Annotated in this window: 19 protein-coding genes and 1 tRNA gene; 7 read left to right on the forward strand and 13 right to left on the reverse strand. The window is 30.9% G+C overall.

Annotated features, from left to right (window positions below; translation table 11 throughout):
• Positions 1–120: 120 nt before the first annotated feature.
• Complete coding sequence (locus FRY74_RS08110) at positions 121–906, forward strand: O-methyltransferase (RefSeq protein WP_147100357.1); 786 nt, start codon at positions 121–123, stop codon at positions 904–906.
• Positions 907–1,119: 213 nt separating this feature from the next.
• Here the strand turns inward: FRY74_RS08110 and FRY74_RS08115 are convergent, their stop codons facing one another.
• The 7 genes from FRY74_RS08115 to FRY74_RS08145 all read right to left on the reverse strand — a co-directional run bounded on the left by FRY74_RS08115 (position 1,120) and on the right by FRY74_RS08145 (position 7,592).
• Entirely contained in the window at positions 1,120–1,572 is a 453-nt protein-coding gene (locus FRY74_RS08115) for a hypothetical protein (RefSeq protein ID WP_147100358.1), read from the reverse strand.
• 128 nt (positions 1,573–1,700) lie between these two features.
• Positions 1,701–2,312 carry a class I SAM-dependent DNA methyltransferase gene (locus FRY74_RS08120; RefSeq protein WP_147100359.1) on the reverse strand — a complete coding sequence of 204 codons (612 nt, stop codon included), beginning with the start codon at positions 2,310–2,312 and terminating at the stop codon, positions 1,701–1,703.
• 2 nt (positions 2,313–2,314) lie between these two features.
• Positions 2,315–3,151, reverse strand: a complete 837-nt coding sequence (locus FRY74_RS08125; RefSeq protein WP_147100361.1) for a hypothetical protein — start codon at positions 3,149–3,151, stop codon at positions 2,315–2,317.
• A 5-nt stretch (positions 3,152–3,156) separates the two neighbouring features.
• The gene (locus tag FRY74_RS08130) at positions 3,157–4,497 is read right to left on the reverse strand and encodes an FAD-dependent oxidoreductase (protein ID WP_147100363.1); all 1,341 of its coding nucleotides are present in this window, start codon (positions 4,495–4,497) and stop codon (positions 3,157–3,159) included.
• A gap of 2 nt (positions 4,498–4,499) precedes the next feature.
• Positions 4,500–5,783: a kynureninase gene (kynU, locus tag FRY74_RS08135; protein ID WP_147100365.1), complete on the reverse strand. Its 1,284-nt coding sequence runs from the start codon at positions 5,781–5,783 to the stop codon at positions 4,500–4,502.
• Positions 5,784–5,872: 89 nt separating this feature from the next.
• Positions 5,873–6,472 carry a ribonuclease HII gene (locus tag FRY74_RS08140; protein WP_147100367.1) on the reverse strand — a complete coding sequence of 200 codons (600 nt, stop codon included), beginning with the start codon at positions 6,470–6,472 and terminating at the stop codon, positions 5,873–5,875.
• Positions 6,465–7,592: a glycosyltransferase family 4 protein gene (locus FRY74_RS08145; RefSeq protein ID WP_147100368.1), complete on the reverse strand. Its 1,128-nt coding sequence runs from the start codon at positions 7,590–7,592 to the stop codon at positions 6,465–6,467. The genes FRY74_RS08140 and FRY74_RS08145 overlap by 8 nt, the downstream gene beginning before the upstream one ends.
• A 101-nt stretch (positions 7,593–7,693) precedes the next feature.
• Between FRY74_RS08145 and FRY74_RS08150 the strand changes: the two genes are divergently transcribed.
• From FRY74_RS08150 to FRY74_RS08165, 4 genes are read left to right on the forward strand one after another with little or no spacing between them, the layout of a single operon-like run.
• Positions 7,694–9,112 (forward strand): oligosaccharide flippase family protein, encoded by a 1,419-nt coding sequence (locus tag FRY74_RS08150; RefSeq protein WP_170227983.1) that lies wholly within the window; start codon positions 7,694–7,696, stop codon positions 9,110–9,112.
• A gap of 60 nt (positions 9,113–9,172) precedes the next feature.
• Positions 9,173–10,171: a Wzz/FepE/Etk N-terminal domain-containing protein gene (locus FRY74_RS08155; RefSeq protein ID WP_147100372.1), complete on the forward strand. Its 999-nt coding sequence runs from the start codon at positions 9,173–9,175 to the stop codon at positions 10,169–10,171.
• 6 nt (positions 10,172–10,177) lie between these two features.
• Positions 10,178–11,131 (forward strand): Wzz/FepE/Etk N-terminal domain-containing protein, encoded by a 954-nt coding sequence (locus FRY74_RS08160; RefSeq protein WP_147100374.1) that lies wholly within the window; start codon positions 10,178–10,180, stop codon positions 11,129–11,131.
• A 3-nt stretch (positions 11,132–11,134) separates the two neighbouring features.
• Positions 11,135–12,580 (forward strand): O-antigen ligase family protein, encoded by a 1,446-nt coding sequence (locus FRY74_RS08165; protein WP_147100376.1) that lies wholly within the window; start codon positions 11,135–11,137, stop codon positions 12,578–12,580.
• Here FRY74_RS08165 and FRY74_RS08170 read toward each other — a convergent pair.
• The 3 genes from FRY74_RS08170 to secDF form a co-directional block, all read right to left on the reverse strand.
• Positions 12,557–13,780 (reverse strand): PP2C family protein-serine/threonine phosphatase, encoded by a 1,224-nt coding sequence (locus FRY74_RS08170; protein ID WP_147100377.1) that lies wholly within the window; start codon positions 13,778–13,780, stop codon positions 12,557–12,559. The two genes, FRY74_RS08165 and FRY74_RS08170, sit on opposite strands and share 24 nt — an antisense overlap.
• The gene (locus tag FRY74_RS08175) at positions 13,773–14,705 is read right to left on the reverse strand and encodes a UDP-3-O-(3-hydroxymyristoyl)glucosamine N-acyltransferase (RefSeq protein WP_147100379.1); all 933 of its coding nucleotides are present in this window, start codon (positions 14,703–14,705) and stop codon (positions 13,773–13,775) included. The genes FRY74_RS08170 and FRY74_RS08175 overlap by 8 nt, the downstream gene beginning before the upstream one ends.
• Before the next feature lie 109 nt (positions 14,706–14,814).
• Entirely contained in the window at positions 14,815–17,838 is a 3,024-nt protein-coding gene (secDF, locus tag FRY74_RS08180) for a protein translocase subunit SecDF (protein WP_147100381.1), read from the reverse strand.
• 164 nt (positions 17,839–18,002) lie between these two features.
• Between secDF and FRY74_RS08185 the strand changes: the two genes are divergently transcribed.
• Complete coding sequence (locus FRY74_RS08185) at positions 18,003–20,264, forward strand: T9SS type A sorting domain-containing protein (protein ID WP_147100383.1); 2,262 nt, start codon at positions 18,003–18,005, stop codon at positions 20,262–20,264.
• Here FRY74_RS08185 and FRY74_RS08190 read toward each other — a convergent pair.
• The 3 genes from FRY74_RS08190 to FRY74_RS08200 form a co-directional block, all read right to left on the reverse strand.
• Positions 20,254–20,682 carry a retropepsin-like aspartic protease gene (locus tag FRY74_RS08190; protein ID WP_147100385.1) on the reverse strand — a complete coding sequence of 143 codons (429 nt, stop codon included), beginning with the start codon at positions 20,680–20,682 and terminating at the stop codon, positions 20,254–20,256. The two genes, FRY74_RS08185 and FRY74_RS08190, sit on opposite strands and share 11 nt — an antisense overlap.
• Positions 20,683–20,730: 48 nt before the next feature.
• A tRNA-Gly gene (locus FRY74_RS08195) sits at positions 20,731–20,803 on the reverse strand.
• A 25-nt stretch (positions 20,804–20,828) separates the two neighbouring features.
• Entirely contained in the window at positions 20,829–21,764 is a 936-nt protein-coding gene (locus FRY74_RS08200; RefSeq protein ID WP_147100387.1) for a malate dehydrogenase, read from the reverse strand.
• 201 nt (positions 21,765–21,965) lie between these two features.
• Between FRY74_RS08200 and FRY74_RS08205 the strand changes: the two genes are divergently transcribed.
• Complete coding sequence (locus tag FRY74_RS08205; RefSeq protein WP_147100389.1) at positions 21,966–23,195, forward strand: Glu/Leu/Phe/Val dehydrogenase dimerization domain-containing protein; 1,230 nt, start codon at positions 21,966–21,968, stop codon at positions 23,193–23,195.
• Positions 23,196–23,206 lie beyond the last annotated feature (11 nt).

Consider the following 23,206-nt stretch of genomic DNA (forward strand, 5'->3'; position numbering starts at 1 on the left):
AATAAGATTTGTATCGGGCACAAAATTACGCAATGATTGGTATTAATTATTGATTTTAGTCATGATAATAAGTAGTAATTAAATGGCTTTTAATTTTAAGGTTATGATTAACTTCGTGGTGTGAACAAGCTCAATTATCTTCAAAAATATATTAGTTACAAAGCAAAGGCTACCAATGCGCATGGCATTCACCCACCTTTTTTGTTCGAATTGTATAATAATGTTATTGTAGACCAAACTCCTTTTTATGCTTTTAGCAATATAGAATCGATACGAGCAAAGTTGTTGTTATCTAATTTAGAAATTGAGATTAACGATTTTGGAGCTGGTTCTTCAGTTAATAAATCGAAAAAAAGAGCAATAAATGATATTGCTAAAAATACCTTGAAAGCTCCAAAATACGGACAATTACTGTTTCGTTTGGTTAACCGATTTAAACCTACAACTGTTTTAGAATTGGGAACATCATTAGGTATTTCTAGTATGTATTTGGCAACAGCTAACAGTAAAACAAAAGTAACTACGGTTGAAGGGTGCCCAAATGTAACTAAGGTTGCCAAAGTAAATTTTGACAAAATTGGGTTAAAAAATATTGAATTGGTAAATGCACAATTTGATGTTTTTTTACCTGAATATTTAAAAAGAACAGGCGAACTTGATTTTGTTTTTTTTGATGGTAACCATACCAAAGAAGCTACTTTAAATTACTTTAACTTATGCTTACCTAAAGCTAACAAAAATACAGTGTTTGTTTTTGATGATATATACTGGAGCAAAGGTATGAATGAAGCTTGGGATGAAATTAAAAAACACCCAAAAATTACCTTAACGGTAGATTTATTTGCTTTAGGTATAGTATTTTTTAATACCGATTTAAGTAAAGAAGATTTTGTGTTGAGGTACTAGTGTTTCGTTTAACACTCAATCTATGTTTTTGTAGGGAAATTGAAAGTACTAAATTTTCGTTTAGCTAATTAGCCAAAGCTTTGGACTTTAACTTTTCACCCGATAAAACGTCAAAACAAATTTTTGGCGGAGTTTATTATTTGTTTTTCTGTTTCAAATTACTACCAACTGCCCTATAAAATATAGATGATGTTACCTGTTGGTTATTTTTCATTACCAATAGCCATAACCTGTGGATTTTGAAGAATTGGAGTAGTACATTCCAGACTTATCATTTTCCCAAAGTTCGACGACATATTTTGCTTCTGAAATTATTTTCTGCCAGTCACTAGTTTTTAGAATGTCTTTTTCTTTAATTGTAACATTATAAGGCAGACTACCCAATAGGTAGCGTAGTTGGCGGAGTCTATCAATCAGTTCTTTTCCAAAGCCTAATGCAATAGAATCGTGATAGATGAAGTAAGTAAAGCAATCATCGAGTAATTCCTCCCTCATTTCAAGTAATGAAGTTTTAACGTCTGGAATACTGTTTTCTATCCATACTTTCCATTGAAAATCCTCATCTGCAAACGTCTTTAGAGTGTCGTAGTATTCTCGTATAACGTGATCCTGATTATCTTTTGGTAATTTAAAAATTGATGCAGGATGCAGGTTATAGTTGTCCATATATTATTTTTTCTACTTACAGGTAACACCTTTGTTGGGAACGTTTTAACCCTTCGGCAAGCTCAGGATAAATTCATTTTACATTGTGTTAAACGAAGTTAGCGTTTATTTATCACAAAGTCAAGTAGTTATTTTCTACCCGTTAATAAGAAAACAGAATAAGTACCAGTTTCTTTGTCAATAGTGTTAGCAGTTTCAATTTTTAAGTCTTTAAAACCAGCAATTTCTGCAATTTTCATGAATTCATTTCTATCAAATCCAAAATGAAAAACGCCTGTATCTTCAGTATGAAATGAACCATTTTCTTTATCAAGGTCGGCAATTGCTATGGTTCCGTTATCTTTCAATAAGGCATAAAATTTATTAAACAACTCTTGTACATTATTGATGTGGTGTATTGTCATGGATGAGATGATTCCATCAAATTTTGTATCTAAGGTTTCTTTGGTTAAATCTAATTCAGCTATTTCTAGTTTGCAGGCTATCTGGTCTATTTTCGATTTTAAAACATCAGTCATTGCTTTAGAAACATCAATAGCAGTAATTTTACCAGCATAGGGTGCAATATTTGAGGTTAGCAGCCCAGTACCAGAGCCAAAATCCATGATGTGCATTTCTTTAGTAAAGGAAACTTCTTTTAATATTGTTTTCGCAATATTATCTACATTTTCAGTTCTAGACTTTTTGTCATCATAGTCTCCTGCTTTTTCTGCAAAAAAATCTCTTTGTTCAGCTTTCATTTTTATTCCGATTGAAAATTATCAGGATCAATTCCCATTGGGTTATAAACTTTAGGACAAGATGTAGAGCCTTTTTTCAAAAACATAAATCGTATCTTAAAAATTAGTGGGCGAGAGCGCGTATTAAAATAATCGTGCGTAGATTTTATGTGGTTAAACTCATACAAAGCAAATATTGGAGTTTCTATCATTGGCATAATAATTAAACGTTTGCCAGTTTTAAATCCTACCCCAAAAAAGTAATGTATTTCTCCAACAAAATCAGAAACAAATTTTTGGTCTTGCCCTAAAATGGTACCGCCACCACTTCGGCTTTTTATGATGAAATAATCAGCATTTAAGCCTAAACCATTTACAATAAATGTTTTTTCAGAAGCATCATAACTATGCCCAATATTAAAATTTAAGGATAAAGCATGGTCACTATAACTTCCAGTAGTTTCAGTTTGAGAATAGAGTAAATTATTAAAAGTAGTAGTTTGTGCAAAATTTTCACCACCCCTAAACCATTTATAGCTTAACCCATAATCTTGGTAGTTAAAAATACGTTTACCGTTTATTTTAAACTTCCCTATTTCTAAAAACAGTCCAAATTTACCAGTTGGTTTTGCCGTATAATCTTGAGTAAATGTTTGGTTTAGTGTGTCTGTAAAATCAATCGTTTCACTTTGTTTTAGGTAAGGAAGCATATATGTTCCACCTATTCCAAAAAACCAACCTTTATCCAATTTATCTGCACCTGTACGGTATAAACCACCACCTTTTTTTCCTGGTCCATAAGTTTGACTAAATAAAGATATACTTAGAATGAGTAAAAAAGGTAGGAGTAGTTTTTTCATGGTGTTTAATTCAATTCAGCTAAAATAGCATTTTCAACAGCTTCACTATTCCAAACGTTTTCAATGTCTTCAAATTGTGCCATTACGTTTTTCATAATTGCATCTTGCTTTTGGCCAGTTTTCCATGCTTCAGAATAGCGAATGTGGCTAAACGTAACTTGGCTATATAATGGTAACCATTTTTCTGGATGTTTCTCTGAGAAATGGGCTTCTATTTTTTTCTGTAATAGAAACTTAGGGTCACCAACATAATCACGCATTACATAATAATTGTGTAAAGATAAATCTTGAACACCATCACCATCTGGTTTTCTTAATTGTTGATATTCTTCAAAAACCTTAGGCCAATCTTCATTATGTTTTTGCATTAATTCCCACATTACAGAACAATCTTCAAAACCACAATTCATTCCTTGTCCGTAAAACGGAACAGTAGCATGAGCTGCATCTCCCATTAAAGCAGTTTTTCCATGTGTCCATGGGTAGCATCTAACAATTGCTAGTGATGATAAAGGGTGATCTTCCCAAGCATCAGCAATATTTGGCATCATTGTATAAAAATCAGGGAAAGTAGATTGGAAAAAGTTATCTACAGCTTCTTTTGATGTTAAAGTTTTAAATGAATTTGGGCCATTAAATGGCATAAACAATGTACATGTAAAAGAACCATCTTCGTTAGGCAACGCAATTAACATAAACCTGCCTCTAGGCCATATGTGTAAAGCATTTTTGTCTAACTTATATGAGCCATCTTCGTTGGCTGGTAATAATATTTCACGGTAGCCATCTTCAATGTAATTTTGACTATAATTAAATCGATCCAGTTTTTGCATCGCATTATAACGAACAGCAGAAAAAGCCCCATCAGAAGCAAAAACAACATCAGATTTAACTTCCCATTTTTTACCTGTTTCAGAATTTTCTAGAAAAACAATTCCGTTTTCTAAATCAGTTCCTACACATTTTTCGTTGTAAAAAATTTCAGCTTGTCCAGTAGCTTCAGCAATATCCATCATTCGAGCATTAACTCCTCCTCTTGATACTGAATAAATAGCTTGTCCTTCTTTCCCGTAGGGTTGGTAAGTTAAGTTACTTTCTAAATCGTGCATTATTCTTCCCGACATTGGAATAGCAATCTCTCTTACAGCATCACCAACACCAACAGTATCTAATGCTTTCCAACCTCTAGTAGATAGAGCCAAATTAATTGACTTACCAGCAGAAATTTCTGCTTTTCTAATGTCTGGTCTTCTTTCAAATAACTGAACTTTATAACCAGCTTTTGTTAAATATACTGCCCATAATGAGCCAACTAAACCTGCACCTACAATACTTGCTGTTTTCATAATTACTTTTTTAATGCGTTTGATAAAATTTGTCCAAAGCGATAAACATCTTCGAATGAATTATATAATGGAACCGGAGCCATTCTTATAGCATTCGGTTCTCTCCAATCAGAAATTACACCTTCGTTAGTTAATTCATTAAATAAATCTTTTCCATAGCCATGAGCTATTACAGAAACTTGACATCCACGTTCTTTCCAATTACGTGGAGTAATTATTTCTAATGATTTATCAGTACCAGAAAGTGAAGCATTTATATTATCAACTATAAATTCTAAATAGCCAGATAATGCTTTTTGTTTTTTTAATAGTTTCTCCATTCCTACTTCTTCAAAAATATCTATCGATGCTTTATGAGCAGCCATAGTTAAAATTGGAGCATTACTCATTTGCCAGGCTTCAGCCGATTTCATAGGTTGAAAACCTTTCTCCATCAAAAATCTTGAATCCTTATCGTGCCCCCACCATCCAGCAAAACGAGGTAAATCAGTATTGTTGCAATGACGTTCGTGAACAAAAGCTCCAGAAACTCCACCAGGACCTGAGTTTAAATATTTGTATGAACACCAACAAGCAAAATCAACATTCCATTCGTGTAATTTTAATTCGATATTACCGGCACCATGAGCTAAATCGAAACCACAATTTGCACCAACTTTATGAGCCGCTTCAGTAATTGCTTTCATATCAAAAACTTGCCCAGTAAAGTAATTTACTCCACCAATCATTACACAAGCTAAAGTATCACCAGCTTCTTCAATTGCAGAAATAATATCTTCATGTCTTATTGTTCGTTCTCCTTCTCTTGGAGCAATTTCAATGATTGCTTCATCAGGATTTAATCCAGCAGATTTCACTTGCATTTCTAAAGCATATTGATCTGATGGGAAAGCTTTTGCTTCGCAAAGAATTTTATAACGTTGAGGAGTAGGGCGGTAAAAGGAAACTAAAAGTAAATTTAAGTTTACTGTAAGGTTATTCATTACCACAACTTCTTTTGGTAAAGCTCCAACAATTTTAGCAACAGGTGCAGCAAACATTTCATGGTAAGCAAACCAAGGGTTTCTTCCATGAAAATGACCTTCAACTCCCCATTTTGCCCAATCTTCTAATTCTATATTGATGTAATCTTTGGTAGATTTAGGCTGTAATCCTAATGAGTTTCCAGTAAAATAAATGGTTTCTTTTCCATCAATAACTGGTATGTAAAATTTATTTCTGTAATCTTTTAACTCATCTTGCTCGTCTTGTTGGCGTGCAAATTCTAAACTATTTTGGTAGTTCATTTAGTACTGTTTTGAATGAACCGTAAATATACATAACTAACTTTGAAAGTAAAATATTGGAGGGGGCTAAAATTCTAGAATTTAAAAAGTCAAAGGTCTAGTTCTAACTGTTCAGGTAATAATCGAAAAGTTATGCGATGTAAATTTGTTGTCCCTACTTTTTTAATCGCTTCACGGTGTGCTTTTGTTGGATAACCTTTGTTTTTATTCCAAGCGTAATCGGGGTATTTTTCGTGAGCATTAAACATAAACTCATCTCGGTATGTTTTTGCTAAAACAGATGCCGCTGCAATAGACAAAAATTTACCATCACCTTTAATAATACACTCATGAGGAATGTCTTTATAAGCTTTAAATCGATTCCCGTCAATCAATAAAAGTTCTGGCGTTTTTTTGAGTTGTTCAACCGCTCGATGCATAGCTAGAAAAGAAGCATTTAAAATATTGATTTTATCAATTTCATGATTATCAACTATTCCAACGCCGAAGGCAATAGCATCTCTTTCAATTTCAATTCGCAACAAGTCTCTTTTCTTTTCAGATAATTGTTTAGAATCGTTAAGAAGTTTGTTTTTGTAGTTTTTTGGGAGAATTACAGCAGCAGCATAGACTGGGCCTGCTAAACAACCTCTCCCAGCTTCATCACAACCTGCTTCAATAAGTTTATTTTGAAATTTACTTTTAAGCATCAATTGTTTTTAATATTGATTCCCATAATTCATCTCCAGTCTTATCCCAATTGAACTTTTCTCCTTGTATCAAACTTTTTTGAGCAAGTTTAGCATGTAGTTTTTTATCAGTTACAATTCTAGTCATTGCATTAGCAATATCATCAACAGAAAAAGGGTTAACCAAAATTCCTGCATCTTGAACCACTTCTGGCATAGAGGTAACATTAGAAGTAATAACTGGCACTCCACTTTTCATAGCCTCAACTAAAGGAATTCCGAAACCTTCAAAAATTGGAACATAGGTTAAAGCATAAGCTGAAGCTGTTATTTTATATAAATCTTTTCGTTCAACTCTTCCACTAAAAATAATATCATTTTTATATTCTAGCTGATTAAAATGTTCTTCAATTTCTTTAGGCCACCACATCTTTTTTCCGACAATAAGAAGTTTTAAATCGGAATTGTTTTTTTGTTTAAATTGATTAAAAGCTTCAAATAATCGAACTAAATTTTTTCTTGGATGCAGAGAGCCAATAAACAGAAAAAAATCGTTTGCTTCGCTATATTTAGCTTTTATAGTTTCTTTTTCGATTTCATTTAGTGGTTTAAACTCTTTGTTCACACCGTTGTAAACGACATCAATTTTAGAAGGCTTTATTTGGTAAGTTTTTACAATATCTTGTTTCGTAAATTCAGAAACAGCAGCTATTCTTGTTGATTTTTTTGCGAAAAGTGGAAAATATTTTCGGTAATAATTTCTGTAGGCTTTTGGCAATTGTTCAGGGTGATGTTCAAAATTTAAATCATGAATAATTGCTAAAGTTTTGGTTTCAGAATTTAAAGGTATCATACCATCGGTGCCTATAAAAATATCTGGTTTTACTTTTTTAAGCCAACGTTTTAATGAGAATTGATACCAAACAATGTAGAGTAGAGGATGCCTAGCTTGTGGCTTTAAAATAACAGGTTCAATGTTATCAGCAAAAATATAATCAGAATGAGGAGGTCTGTCAAAAATAAAATAAAATGTTACTTGAGGATGAGTAAGAACAATTCTTTTAAATGATTCGTAGGTTACTAAACCAATACCATCAATCTTATTTTTAAGTAATAACCTTGTATTTACTGCAACCTTCAAGAGCTAATTTTTTAGCGAAAATAATAATATTGAATAAGATAAGTTACTTTTGTTTAAAATCAATTTTTGTGCAACGGAAGTTTATTATTAATCTCGGCTTATTGCTTTTGCTTAATTTTTTAATTAAGCCTTTCTGGATTTTTGGTATAGACCGAACTGTTCAAAATACGATTGCAGCAGAAGAATATGGGATTTATTTTACATTATTTAATTTCTCAATTCTCTTTAATATTTTATTGGATTTTGGAATAACTAATTTTAATAACCGAAATATTGCTCAACACAAGCAATTGCTAGCAAAATATTTCTCAGGTATAGTTGTTTTCAAATTTCTACTTGCAATTTTATATTTTGCAATTACTTTTATAGTTGGGTTTATTATTGGTTACGATTCTAGCCGATTTCAAATTTTATTATTTCTCTCTATCAATCAATTTCTAATTTCTTTTTTACAGTATTTAAGGTCAAATATTGCTGGTTTACAGTTGTTTGTGTTAGATAGCTTGTTCTCAGTGTTAGATAAAACCTTAATGATTGGATTATGTGCTATTTTAATTTGGGGACATCTTTTTGAAGGAGAATTTACATTGATGCAATTTATTTATGCTCAAACTTTAGCTTATTTATTAGCAGTTATTATTGTTTTTATCACAGTATTATTAAAAGCTAAAAAATTTAAATTTCGTTTAAATATTCCTTTTCTTATTTTAATAATAAAACAGACTGCACCTTATGCTTTATTGGTTTTAACGATGACTATTTATTATCGATTGGATGTAATAATGATTGATTACATGTTGGAAGATGGGGAATATCAATCATCTGTTTATGCACAAGCTTATCGATTAATGGATGCTTCTAATCAAGTTGGAGTTTTGTTTGCAGGATTATTGTTGCCAATGTTTGCTTTTATGATTCAGAAAAGAGAAAAATTAGACGACTTGATAAAGTTATCATTTGGCTTATTATTTATACCTGCTATTGTTTTAGCTTTTGTTTCTTTTTCATATGCCAATGATATAATGACTTTACTTTATCATACTAATATAGATGATGCAGTTAGAGTGTTACCAGTATTAATGTTTTGTTTTGTTGCAATTGCATCCACTTATATTTTTGGCACATTACTAACTGCTAATGGGAATTTAAAGCAGCTCAACTTTTTAGCCATAAGTGGAATGATTTTAAATGTTATTCTAAATCTTATTCTTATTCCAGAATATAAAGCTTTGGGATCTGCAATTGCTAGTTTAATTACTCAATTTGTAGTTTTATTTGCACAAATATTTCTTGTGAAAATCATTTTTAAATTAAAATTAAACTACAAACTTTTATTGAGTTTAATTAGTTTCATTTCATTATTGTTTATTACAATTTGGGTATTCCAAAAAGTAGAACTTTACTTTATTTATAAAGTGATTTTTATTAGTCTATTTGCTCTAATTTTCGCTATTTCGTTGAGAATAATAAATCTTAAGCAAATGCTTCAATTAATGCTGAACAGAGGCTCAACTGAATAGAATAAAAATAGTACTTTTACGGCTCTTTAAAATAATCTAATGAGCATTTGCTTTTAGCTGATGAGTACTGAAGACAGAAATTTATATCAATTTAATAAGCAAAGCTTTTATTCTCAGATTATGTTGTGGAAAAAGCAATTGTTGTTTGTCGCTTTATTCTCAATCATTTGCTCTTCAATTTTCTCATTTTTCATTAAAGATAAATACCAATCTTCTGTTATTTTATATCCCACAACTACAAGTTCTATTTCTAAGGCTTTAATAACAGAAAATTTTGGAGGTAAAGATGATATTCTTGAATTTGGAGATATTGAACAAGCAGAACAATTAATTCAGATTTTAAATTCGGATGAAATTAAAGATAGAATAGTTGAAAAGTATGATTTAATGAATCACTATTGTGTTGATGAAAATGATGACTACAAAAGAACTAAGTTAGATAGATTGTATAAAGACAATATTTCTTTTAAGCTAACAAAATATATGGCTGTAGAGATTAAAGTTTTAGATTGCAGTAGTGATACAGCAGCATTGATTGCAAATGATATTTCTATGTTTTTAGATACTGTAAAAAATAGAATGCGTAGGGAAATTGCGATAGAAGCTTTTAAAATTGTTGAAAATGAATATAATTATCAAAATAATTATGTTGTTAAATTAGAAGATTCACTTACCACACTTCGTCAATTAGGAGTTATCGACTATGAATCGCAAGCAGAACGAATTACTGAACAAATGTCAATTGCAATTTTACAAGGAAAACAAAATGCTGTAAAAGCTTTAGAAGATAAATTGTCAGTTTTATCAAAGTATGGAGGGGCTTATGTATCTATTCGAGATCAGTTGGAGTACGAGAAAAAACAATTAACTTTTATTCATTCAAAATACCAATCGGCAAAAGTAGATGCTGAAAGTAATTTACAACATAAATTTATTGTAAATAAAGCAGTACCAGCAGAAAAACCAGTTTATCCAATTCGTTGGTTAATAGTATTAATTTCTACAATTTCAGTATTATTGCTTTCAATTTTTTTAATATTACTTTTTAATAAAAAATAACAACACATGTTTGATTTAAAAAATATGAATCACAGCCTTCTTGAAATGTTTTTGAAAAATTTCAAGTTATTAATTATTGTAGGAATTGTTGCAGCAATTCTGTCTATTGTATTTTCATCACCAACGTTTATAGACCCTAAGTTTCAGTCACAAGCAGTTGTTTATCCTTCAAATCTAGGTGAATATTCAGAGGAAAGTCCTATTGAACAAATGATGCAATGGTTTGAATCAAGAACTATTAAAGAAAATGTAATTAAAGAGTTAGGTTTAGCTGAACATTATGATATTGATACAAAAAAAGACAGTTTAGGTCATTATTACTTATTACTAGAATATGACGAGAATGTAAGTATTAATGAAACCAAATATGAATCAGCAGAAATTACAGTTACAGATGTTGAACCAGAAATGGCATATAAAATGGTAAATAAAATTATTGAAAACCTAAACAAAGTAATAAGAGCAGAACATAAAAAAAGAGCTATTGAGGATTTTAAAACCATTGAAAATCAATTCAATAAAGTTAAAGTTGAGTTAGATTCTGTTTCAAATGAATTAAAGAAAATAAGAAAAGATTATAGTATTATTAATTACGGTGTTCAATCGATAGAAGTAATGAAAGGATATTTGAAAACTGTAGAAGGTTCTAGTAAATCGAATATTAATAATGCTGAGATTTTAAGATTAAAAGAAAATTTAGAAAATAAAGGTGGTGATTATATTGTTTTAGATCAACGAGTTTATCAACTGCTTGATTCATATAGAGCTTGGGAAAAAGAATACAACAATGCTTTAAAAATAGTTAATCGTGAAATGACATACACGAATATAGTTACACCTCCATTTATTTCTTATAAAAAGGTTTATCCGGTTAGATGGTTGATTGTTATTATTTCTACATTCTCAGCTGTATTTTTTGCATTTGTTGTTTTATTATTTTTAGGTAAAGCGAAAAAATAATCAGTGTTAAAAACACTAAAGCCATATTACATTTATCTTTTTAGTTTCTTATTTATAGTACTAAACAGTATTCTAATTGCCAATGAATTTTACTATTTAGCATTAGTCCCATTTGTATTAGCAATTGTTTATATAGCATTTTATGATGTTGAAAAACTCATGTGGTTTATTGTTTTTACAACTCCCATTTCAATGAATTTAGAAGAATTGTCTATTGGTGGAATAGGGATGTATTTGCCAACAGAACCATTAATGTTTGGTGTTATGATTCTGTTTTTTCTAAAGTTGATTGCGGATAAAAAATTCGATTCTAAAATAGTTAAACATCCGGTAACTGTTATTATTTTACTTCAATTAGGATGGATATTATTTACATCTATAACTAGTGAAATGCCTATAGTTTCATTAAAATTTTTGTTGTCAAGATTATGGTTTGTTGTTTGTTTCTATTTTATTGGAACTCAATTATTCAAAAAAATAAGTAACTATAAAATATTTTATTGGTGTTATTTAATTCCTTTAGCTGGCGTTGTAATATATGCAGTAGTTCGATTAGCAACTTATAGTTTTAATGAAAAGGCAGCTCATTGGGTAATGGAACCTTTTTTTAAAGACCACACTTCTTATGGTGCAATATTAGCAATGTTTGTGCCTATACCTTTTATCTTTTTAGCTAAAGCAGAGAAGTATTCAATTAGAGTGATAGCTGGAATTTTTTTAGCAATCCTAGTTATAGGAACTATTTTCTCTTACACTAGAGCTGCATGGGTGAGTTTGGTTGTTGCTATTGTTCTTTACTTTATATATAAATACAAAATAAAGTTTAAATATTTAGCAACAATAGGAGCGGTCGGATTAATTGTTTTAGCATTTAACTGGACTAGCTTGATGATGGATTTGGAGCGAAACAATCAAGATTCATCAGCTAATTTATCTGAGCACGTTCAATCAATTTCAAATGTATCTACTGATGCATCAAATTTAGAACGTATAAACAGATGGACATCTGCTTGGTTAATGTTTTTAGAAAGACCTGTTTTTGGATGGGGACCTGGTACTTATGTTTTTCAGTATGCTCCTTTTCAATTGTCTAAAAATAAAACAATAATAAGTACTAATGTTGGTAACAATGGAAATGCTCATAGTGAGTATATTGGTCCATTAGCTGAACAGGGATTGATTGGAACTATCATGGTAGTTTTGTTAATTAGTATGGTTTTTTATAAGGGGTCAGCTTTATATCATCGATTACCTAAAGGAGAATTAAAATCCGTTGTTCTTTTTACTTTGTTAGGATTGTTTACTTATGTAATTCATGGCTTTTTAAATAATTACTTAGATACTGATAAAGCTTCAGTTCCTTTTTGGGGGTTTATAGCTTTAATTGTTGCGATAGATGTTTATCATTCTGATAATGATTCGGAACTACTTGAAACGAAGGCCAAGTAAAGCAACATCATCACTAAACTCATTTCTAGCTTTAAACTCATTCAATTCGTAGATAATGTGGTCTATAATATTAACTATAGCTTCACTTTTGTTACTCAAGATTATTTTCTCAATAGATTGAGTACTAAATTCTTCATTATTAACATCGATTTCTTCTGTTACACCATCTGTAAAACACATTAGGACTCCATTTTTAGGGATTTTAATGTTTTTTTCTGTGATTGAAGGAAGTTGTTCGAACATACCCAAGATAGTACAACCTTCTGTTAATTCTTTAAATTGATGACCAATTAGTAAAAGAGGAGGGTTGTGTCCTGCGTTAATGAATTGTAAATTTCTAGTTGTACAATTGTATTTACCTATAAAAGCAGTAATAAATTTTTCTCGTTTAGCACTAGAAATTAAATTACAGTTAAGTTCAGTAACTAATTCAGTAAGTGAAGAAGTTCTTTTTATTAAAGAACGCAAACTTGCTTGGAAATTAGACATGATTAAAGCAGCAGAAACTCCTTTACCAGATACGTCAGCAATACAAAAAGCAATTTCATCTCTATTTAATTGAATGAAATCATAATAATCTCCTCCAACCATGTGATGAGGAATATATTTTGCAGCCACTTCAATTTCATTATTGTTAGGAAGCTTGTCTGGAAAAAGCATGGTTTGCATTTCTGATGCTAGCTCCATTTCCTTTTCAATGGCTATTTGTTTCAGGTTTTTCTTGTATAATCTTTTATTTTCAATAGCCACTACTATTAAATTAGTGAATGTTTGAATAAAAGTAAGGTGTTTTATTATTGGGCTTACCTCAATTTTTTCTCCAATCAAATCTCCAATTAAAACGTAGGCTAGGGGGTGAGATTTATGAAAGACAGGGATAATTACATCAAATTCTTGAAGATTAGGATTGTTAATAGATTGTGAACTTACAATTTCAGATATACCTAATAAATCTTTTTCAGCATTTATGATGTTACACTCAGTTCCAAAACATAATTCTTGATTCCATTTTTCTCCATCATAATTGTAAAGCAAAATTTTACCAATGTTTAAATCATCAACTAATACTTCCTTATAAATTTTAAATAAATCATCTTGAGGTAAATTATTATTGATGGCTTTAGTTAATTCTAAAAGCTTGCTAAGTTTTAATTTTCCTAGTTGTAATCGTTTCTTTATATTTTGATTTGATTTATTCACCTTTTAATTTTTCGATGATTGAAGGAATTTGTCTAATTGAAGCCATTTCTCTCATCTTTTCTCTGAATTCACCAGCTGGACTACCAAAATATGATTTGCCTGCCTCTAATGATTTAGAAACACCTGATTGAGCCATTACAGTTACATTGTCTTCAATTTTAATGTCACTAGGAATACCCGCTTGTCCCCATAAGGTAACATTATTTCCAATTACTGAACATCCTGCCACTCCAACTTGTGAAGCAATAATGCACATCTCACCAACTAAAGTGTCATGACCAATTTGAACATGATTGTCAATTTTCGTGTGTTTACCTATAATGGTATCACCTGTTACTCCTTTATCCACAGTTGAGCATGCTCCAATTTCAACATAATCCTGAATTATTGTTCTTCCTCCAGAATTCAATCTTTCTCTATGATCACCTCTATTTTTATAGTAGAATGCCATACCTCCAATAACACAATTTGATTGAATAATAACGTTGTCACCAATTATACAATTGTCATGTATTACTACATTTGGAAATAAAATAGTGTTGTTTCCAATTTTAACATTATTACCAAGTGTTACTGTAGAGTGTATTTGGCAGTTTGTACCAATTTGAGCTGAGCTAGCAACTTTCGAAGTGTTGAATTCAAAAGGGCGAAAAAATTTTATTAAGGAATTAAAATCTCTAAAAGGGTCTTCTGAGAAAATTAAACCTTTACCTTCTGGACAATCAACTTTTTGATTAATAATAACAATAGTTGCTTTAGAATTTAAAGCTTTATCATAATATTTTGGATGGTCAACAAATACAACATCCCCATTTTCAACAACATGAATTTCATTAACACCTGTAACAGGTAATTCTGGATTTCCATCAAAATCACACCCAAGTAATTGAGCAATGTTTTTGAGTGTGTTTTGAGCAATTTTCATGATTTTAATTTTTAATAAAGATAATAATACAAGGATAGAAATTAATATTATGGTATAAAAAAACCCTCACTAAATTTTAGTGAGGGTTTTTTTTATTTAATAAGTTGTTTTATTTTTTATCAATCTTTTTTGTAAAATCATACATAATTGGAGAAGCAATAAATAAAGAAGAGTATGTACCCACAATCACACCAATTAATAATGCAAACGAGAATCCTCTAATTACTTCACCACCAAAAACAAATATCATTAACAATACGAAGATTGTACTTAAAGAAGTATTAACAGTTCTACTTAATGTGCTGTTAAGAGCTTCATTAATAACGTCTTCATTGTCTCTCTTTTTAAATGATCCTAAGTATTCTCTAATTCTATCAAATACAACCACGGTATCATTTATAGAGTACCCAACTACTGTTAAGATTGCAGCAATAAAAGCTTGGTCAACTTCTAGTGAGAAAGGTAAAATACCGTAGAAAATAGAGAAAATAGCAAGTGTAATTAATACATCATGGAATAATGCGAAGATTGCACCAACACCAAATTGCCATTTTTTAAATCTAAAGACTATGTATATAAATATAATTATTAAAGAGAATAAGATAGACCAGAAAGATGATGTTTTAATGTCATCAGCAATAGTAGGACCTACTTTTTGAGAACTCATTACCTCATATTTTGAACTTAATGAAGCTAGACCTTCATTTAATTTCCCTTCAACTACATCATCAGCATTTTCATCTTCACTATCAATCATGAAAGTAGTTGTAATTTTTACTTGATTGTCATCACCAAAAGTTTTTGTTTCTGGTGAAGTTTCAAATAAACTTTCTAAGCTTTTAGAAATATCAACTGTTGATACAGGATTATCGAAACGAACAACGTAAGTTCTACCACCTTTAAAATCAATACCATATTGTAAACCTTTAGTTAATAAAGAACCAAGGCCTATAACTATTATAATTCCTGAAAGGATGTAGAATTTTTTACGGTTAGTTAAAAAGTTAATGTTAGTGTTTTTAAACGCACCATCAGTTAATTTTGTAGAGAAGCTTAAAACTTTGTTTTTATTTAAGTTAAATTCAAATATTAAACGAGTAATAAAAATTGCAGTAAATAATGAGGTACCAATACCTATTACTAATGTTTTAGCAAAACCTTCAACTGGTCCAGTTCCAAAGAACCATAATACAGCGCCAGTTAACAAAGTAGTAACGTTGGCATCAATAATAGATGAGTATGCAAACTTATATCCATCAGCAACAGCAAGTCTAGTTCCTTTACCAGCAGCGATTTCCTCTCGGATACGTTCGAAAATAAGAACGTTTGCATCAACAGACATACCAATTGTTAAGATAATACCAGCTATACCAGGTAATGTAAGAGCAATTAATTGTGGCATTGAAGCTAATACACCAAATATGAAGAACATATTTGCTAATAATGCAATAACAGATGCTATACCAGCTTTAGAGTAGTAAAATACCATATAAGCAAGTACAACTAATAAAGCAACAATGAATGAAAGCATTCCTTTGTTAATTGATTCTTGACCTAAAGTAGGACCAACAACATTTTCTTCTATAATTCTAGCAGGAGCAGGCAACTTACCAGCTTTTAAAATGTTTGCAATTAATTTTGCTTCCTCAATATCAAAGTTTCCAGTAATGTTTGATTGACCACCAGAGATTTCACCTTGAACAGTTGGGAAAGAGTAAACTAAGTTATCTAATGCAATTACAACAGATTTCCCGATGTTATCTGCTGTGATATGCTTCCATTTGTTAGCACCTTCACCGTTCATTGCCATATCAATTCTTGGAGAACCAGAAAATTGATCGAATTGTTGAGAAGCATCAATAATTACATCACCTTCTAATACAGCTTTACCTTCTCTATTATCAACTTTAATTGCTAATAATTGTAAAAATTTACCTTCGTCATCATAAGGTTTAGCAGTCCATAAAAACTTAATTCTTGGAGGGAATAAAGCTCTTACTTCTTTCATTGCCATGTAAGAATTTACTTTAGCAGTGTCTTTAATTGCTACATAACCTACTATTGGTCCTTGACCAGGGAAGTATTGTCCTTGCTCATCTTGGAAGATAGCTGGACGCATAATTGCAAATAAAGGATGGTCTTTAGCATAATCTTCAAAAGATTGCTCGGGAGTCGCTACAGCATTTGAATCAGAAGATTCACCTTCAGCACCTTCAATTTTATCTAATAAAGAAGCTGTTCCTTCTTCAGCAGAATTTACAGTAGAGTCAACTAAAGTTTCTATTGCATCAGCAACTTCTTCAGCAGTTCCTTCTGATAAAACTTCGTCAGTAACAGTTGTATCAATAACACTAGCTTTAGCTTTATTTGCAGCACCTAATAATTCGTCAGCCTGAGCTAACATTGGATAAATTTCTTGATTTTCGTAAGTTAACCAAAACTCTAATTTAGCAGTACCTTGTAATAATTGACGAACTCTAACTTTATCCTTAACACCAGGTAATTCAACTAAAATACGGTCAGAACCAGTTAATTTTTGAATATTAGGTTGAGCTGCACCAAATAAACTAATTCTAGTTCTTAATACATTAAAAGAACGCTCAATAGCATCATCAGCTTCCTCTTTAATAAAAGCTAAAACTTCTTCGTTAGTTGCATTTGGAGATAATTTATCTTTGTTATCTAGTGTATAGAATATTGAAGATAATTTTCCGTTAGGATTTTTTTCTTGATAAACTTGACCAAATAAAGTAACAAAATCAGCATTTGTAGCTTTTTGAGCAGTTTTAGCATCAATAATTGCTTGGTTAAAAGCATTGTCTTTGCTAAAAGATGATAAAGCTTTAACAACCTCGCTAATTTGAACTTCTAGAGTTACGTTCATACCACCTTTTAAATCCAAACCTAAGTTTAAAGTCTTTGTTCTTAACTCACCATAAGTGTAACCTATTATAGGATAAACCTCTTCAGAAGACATTGAATCTAAATAAGCGTATTCAACATCTGAGTCGCCATTAGCATAATCTTTTGCATCGCTTTCTACACCATTTGCTACAAATGTTAATGAAAGAGCATATAATGCTGCTAGAGCAAATAATACTGTAAATGTTGTTAATAGTCCTTTGTTTTGCATTTTTCTATTCTAAATCTATATTAATATTCCTTAAATTATAAGCCTGCAAATATAGAATTTCAAAACCTATTACACAATAGTATTATTGAATTACTTTTTTATCTGCTTGAACCGTTGTAAAATCAGTATTTTTGCAGGTAATAAATCTGTTTTTTTTAGTTAATATGAAATTAAAATCAATCATAATTACGCTTAGTTTAATTTTAGCTTTATTTAATTTAAGCGCTCAAGACAATTATACTAGAGATATTCAACTGGAAGTTTATAAACAAGATAGTTCTTTATATAAACATGCCTTTACAGGAGGGTTTAATCATATTCAATTTTCAGAAATAGATTTAAATTTAGATGGTACAAATGACTTGGTAGCTTTTGACCGATCTGGATTTAAAGTATCTACATTTATTAATAATGGTATTTCTGGAGTTGTTGATTATACATATACTCCTAAATATATTGATAGTCTACCTTCTTTTGAAAGTTGGGTTTTATTTAGAGATTATAACTGTGACGGAAAGCAAGATATCCTAACTTATTTTTCGGGCGGAGTAAAAGTTTATAAAAATACTTCAACTACATCTTTAAGTTTTGAACTAGTTACTAATGCAATACAAACAGATTACTTGCCAGATGATGGAAATGACAATAGAATTAACTTATATATCAGTTCAACTGATATTGCTGCTTTTGATGATATTGATAATGACGGAGATTTGGATATTTTAACCTTCGGTGTTAGTGGAACTAATGTAGAATATCATAAAAATTTATCACAAGAATTATATGGAACTTGCGATAGTTTAAGATTTATGCTGACAAATAAGTGCTGGGGTTATTTTTCAGAGAATTTATCTGATAATAGCGTTACCCTTTTTGATACTTGTAATTTTAACGTGGCTAATCCAGAAAGCCAACTTAATGATGAAAATGCAAAGAAACACAGTGGTTCTAGTTTGTTAACGCTGGATGTAGATGCTAATAATAGTAGAGATTTAGTATTAGGAGATATTACTTTTAATAACATGACTTTACTTTATAATTCTGATAATACTACTAATTTAACAGCAGCTTCAATGACAGTTGAAGATCAAAGTTTTCCTAGTAATTTAAGTTCGACTGCAGCAGTAGATATTAATATTTTCCCTGCTGGGTTTTATCTAGATGTTAATAATGATAATGTTAAAGATTTACTTGTTTCTACAAATTGCAACTCTGGCTGCGAAAACTATGAAAGCTCTTGGTTGTACTTAAACAACGGAGCTACAAATTTGCCCGATTTTAGTTTTAATAAAACAAACTTTTTGCAAGAAGATATGATTGAATTAGGCGAGGGGGCAAATCCAGTATTTTTTGACTATAATGATGATGGTTTATTGGATTTAGTTATAGGCAATTTTGGTGAGTTTGATAATTCACTTTCACTATTATATAAGCCATATCTATCATTGTATAAAAATGTTGGTACTGCTGCTAACCCAGCTTTTAAATTGGTTGATAGTGATTTTGCTGGTTTATCTACTATGAATTTAGATTTAGGTGGAGGTACTCCAGTTTTGGGATTAACTCCAACTTTTGGTGATTTAGACAATGATGGAGATAAGGATATGATTTTGGGAGACTATTTAGGGAATATCCATTATTTTACAAATACTGCAGGAGCTGGTAATGATGCAAATTTTGTATTAAATCAGGTGAAATATCAAGGAATAGATGTAGGTAGTTTTGCTGCTCCTTTTTTAGTTGATTTAAATAGAAACGGGAAACTAGATTTGGTAATCGGTAAAAACAACGGCTATTTTACTTTTTACGAAAATACAGGCACCGTAAGTGCTCCTTTTTATTCAAAAAAAACAGATTCATTAGGTTATGTCTCAACTTTAGAGCCTGGTTTTTTTGTTGGAAAAAGCACACCATTTATTTATGAAGATGGAGGAGAATACAAAATGCTCGCAGGTTCTTCTAGTGGGTATATTTTTAAGTACGATAATATTGAAGGTAATTTAACGGGTTCTTTTAATAAAGTTGATTCAGCTTATTTAAACTTAAAAGAAGGAAAGAACACAAGTATAGCATTAGCTGATATTACAAATGATGGGAGACTAGATATGATGATTGGTAATGATGCTGGAGGTATATCTTATTTTAAAGGAACTTTTCCAGTAAGTGTTGGACCAGAATATGAAAAGCTAGAAGGAATTAATCTTTATCCAAACCCAACTAAAGAACTATTAACATTAGATTTAGGAACTAATAATTTAAAAAATGCTTCTCTTCAGGTATTAGATTTATTAGGTAAAACAATTACATACCAAAAATTAAGTGCTAGTAAAACTACTATTAGCTTAAATGGGTTAAGCCAAGGAGTTTATTTGGTTAAGTTTTCTAACGATTTAAGGAGTAAGGTATTTAAAGTAGTTAAGGAGTAGATAAAATTAGTTTCTTTTTCTCATAATCTATCACTGCCTTGTAGTCTGTTAAAATATCGCCTCCTATAATCCCATCAATAGGTGCTAAATCTAACTTTTCGTAAGATTGGTTTACGTGTTTTAAATCTAAGATAGTGGCATCGTAATCTACAATTTCTACCTTGCCAAGTTTTAAGTTAGCTAACAATACTTTTTTGCTGGTCATGGTATTTGTACCTAATCCAGAAGAAAGTCGGTCGTGTTCCTCAAGGCTATCATCACCAATATAAGATTGTATTCTGGTTTCATCAAAAACACTTCTCGATGCGCCTGTATCAATAATGGCATTTGCAGCAATTCCATTTATAGTAATGATTACTTTTAAATGAAAGCCATCATTTTCTATCGGGAATATAGTTATTGGGAGTATTGTTTTCATTTAGTTAAAGGTAAAAAAAATGTCGGAATAAATTCCGACATTTTTAAGAGCGAGAGACGAGGCTCGAACTCGCGACCCTCAGCTTGGAAGGCTGACGCTCTACCAACTGAGCTACTCTCGCTTTAGAGTATCAAAAGTAATATAAATTATGCTAATACGCTATCTAAAAGTGCATTCGTTTTTTTAACACCTTCTGCACTTTCAGTAAGTTTTGCTTTTTCAGCAGCATTTAATTCAATTTCAACAATTTTTTCAATTCCGTTAGCTCCTAATACACAAGGAACTCCAATTGATAAACCGTTTAATCCATATTCACCTTCAACTAAAGCTGAACAAGGGAATATTTTTTTAGAATCTTGAGCAATAGCTCTAACTAATTCAGAAACTGCAGCACCAGGTGCATACCAAGCAGAAGTTCCTAATAAACCAGTTAAAGTAGCACCACCTACTTTAGTAGCTTCAACTATTTCACTCATTCTTTCAGCTGATAAAAATTCTGAAACAGGAACACTATTTCTTACTGCTTTATCAATTAATGGCACCATTCCAGTATCGCTGTGACCACCAATTACCATTCCGTCAACATCTGAAGAAGGGCAATCTAAAGCTTCTGCTAATCTGTATTTAAAACGAGCGCTATCTAATGCTCCACCCATTCCAATAATTCTGTTTTTAGGAATATTAGTTGCTTTATGAACCAAATAAGCCATTGTATCCATTGGGTTACTAACCACAATTACAATAACATTTGGAGAGTTTTTTAATAAATTTTCAGTTACTGTTTTAACAATTCCAGCATTAATACCAATTAACTCTTCACGAGTCATACCTGGCTTACGAGGAATACCACTAGTAATTACAGCCACATCACTTCCTGCTGTTTTAGTATAATCGTTTGTAACACCAGTAATTTTAGTGTCAAAACCATTTAAAGATGCACATTGCATTAAATCCATTGCTTTTCCTTCAGCAAAACCTTCTTTAATGTCAACTAAAACTACTTCTGAAGCAAAATTTTTGATTGCAATATATTCTGCACAACTTGCGCCTACTGCTCCTGCTCCTACTACTGTTACTTTCATAATTGTATTTATTTAAATGTAAGAAATAAGTGATTAATTAGGAGCGCTAAATTAAGGAAACAAAATGCTATTTACAAGATTAAAATGAAGTCTGATGTTTTAATTTTCAAGTTTTTATTTTATTGAATATTTAGCATAAATAAATCATTTATTTACTTTTGCTCACTTACAATATTTTAAGGTGTTTAAAATCAATATACAATGAAAGATTTATTAGATAAGTTTGAAAATAAAACTCCAGAAATCGTTTTTGAATGGAATGATGCTGAAACTGAAGCTCAAGGATGGGTAGTTATAAACTCGTTAAGAGGAGGAGCTGCAGGAGGTGGAACTCGTATGAGAGTTGGATTAGATAAAAGAGAAGTTGAATCGTTAGCAAAAACGATGGAAGTGAAGTTTACAGTTGCTGGTCCAGCTATAGGTGGTGCAAAGTCTGGAATTAATTTTGATCCAAATGATCCAAGAAAAGAAGGCGTTTTAAGAAGATGGTATGCAGCGGTTACTCCATTATTAAAACATTATTATGGAACTGGTGGAGATTTAAATGTTGATGAGATTCATGAAGTAATTCCTATGACTGAAGATTGTGGTGTTTGGCATCCACAAGAAGGTGTTTTTAATGGGCATTTTCAGCCTCGTGAAGCTCAAAAAATACATCGTATTGGTCAATTAAGACAAGGAGTTTTAAAAGTAATTGAAGACAGTAATTATAGTCCAGAAGTAGCTAATAAGTATGTTGTCGCTGACATGATTACTGGTTATGGAGTAGCTGAATCTGTTAAACATTATTATGATGTTTATGGTGGTTCAGTAAAAGGAAAAAGAGTAATCGTTCAAGGTTGGGGTAATGTAGGTTCTGCAGGAGCTTATTATTTAGCTCAAGATGGAGCAATAATAGTTGGTATTATTGATAGAGTAGGAGGTTTGATTAAAGAAGAAGGGTTTACTTTAGAAGAAATAAGGAAATTATTTGTTGATAAAGATGGAAATAAGTTACATGCAAACAACATGATGTCGTTTGAAGATGTAAATGCAAAAATTTGGGATATTAAAGCAGAAGTTTTCATTCCATGTGCTGCTTCAAGATTAATTACAAAAGACCAAGTTGATAGAATGATAAATGCAGGAGTTGAAGTAATTGCAGCAGGTGCAAATGTTCCTTTTGCTGATAAAGAAATTTTCTTTGGACCTATTGCGGAGTATGCGGATGATAAAATTAGTATTATACCAGATTTTATTTCTAACTGTGGAATGGCGAGGGTTTTTGCTTATTTGATGAGTAATGATTTAGGTGTTTTAGAGGATGAAGCAATTTTTAAAGATGCTTCTGAAACCATTAAAAATGCATTAAAAGCATCTCATGCAAAAAATAATAGTAAATACCATATTGCAAAAACTGCATTTGAAATTGCATTGAATCAATTAGTATAATTAGTTTTACG

It is taken from the genome of Vicingus serpentipes, assembly GCF_007993035.1.
GTDB lineage: Bacteria > Bacteroidota > Bacteroidia > Flavobacteriales_E > Vicingaceae > Vicingus > Vicingus serpentipes.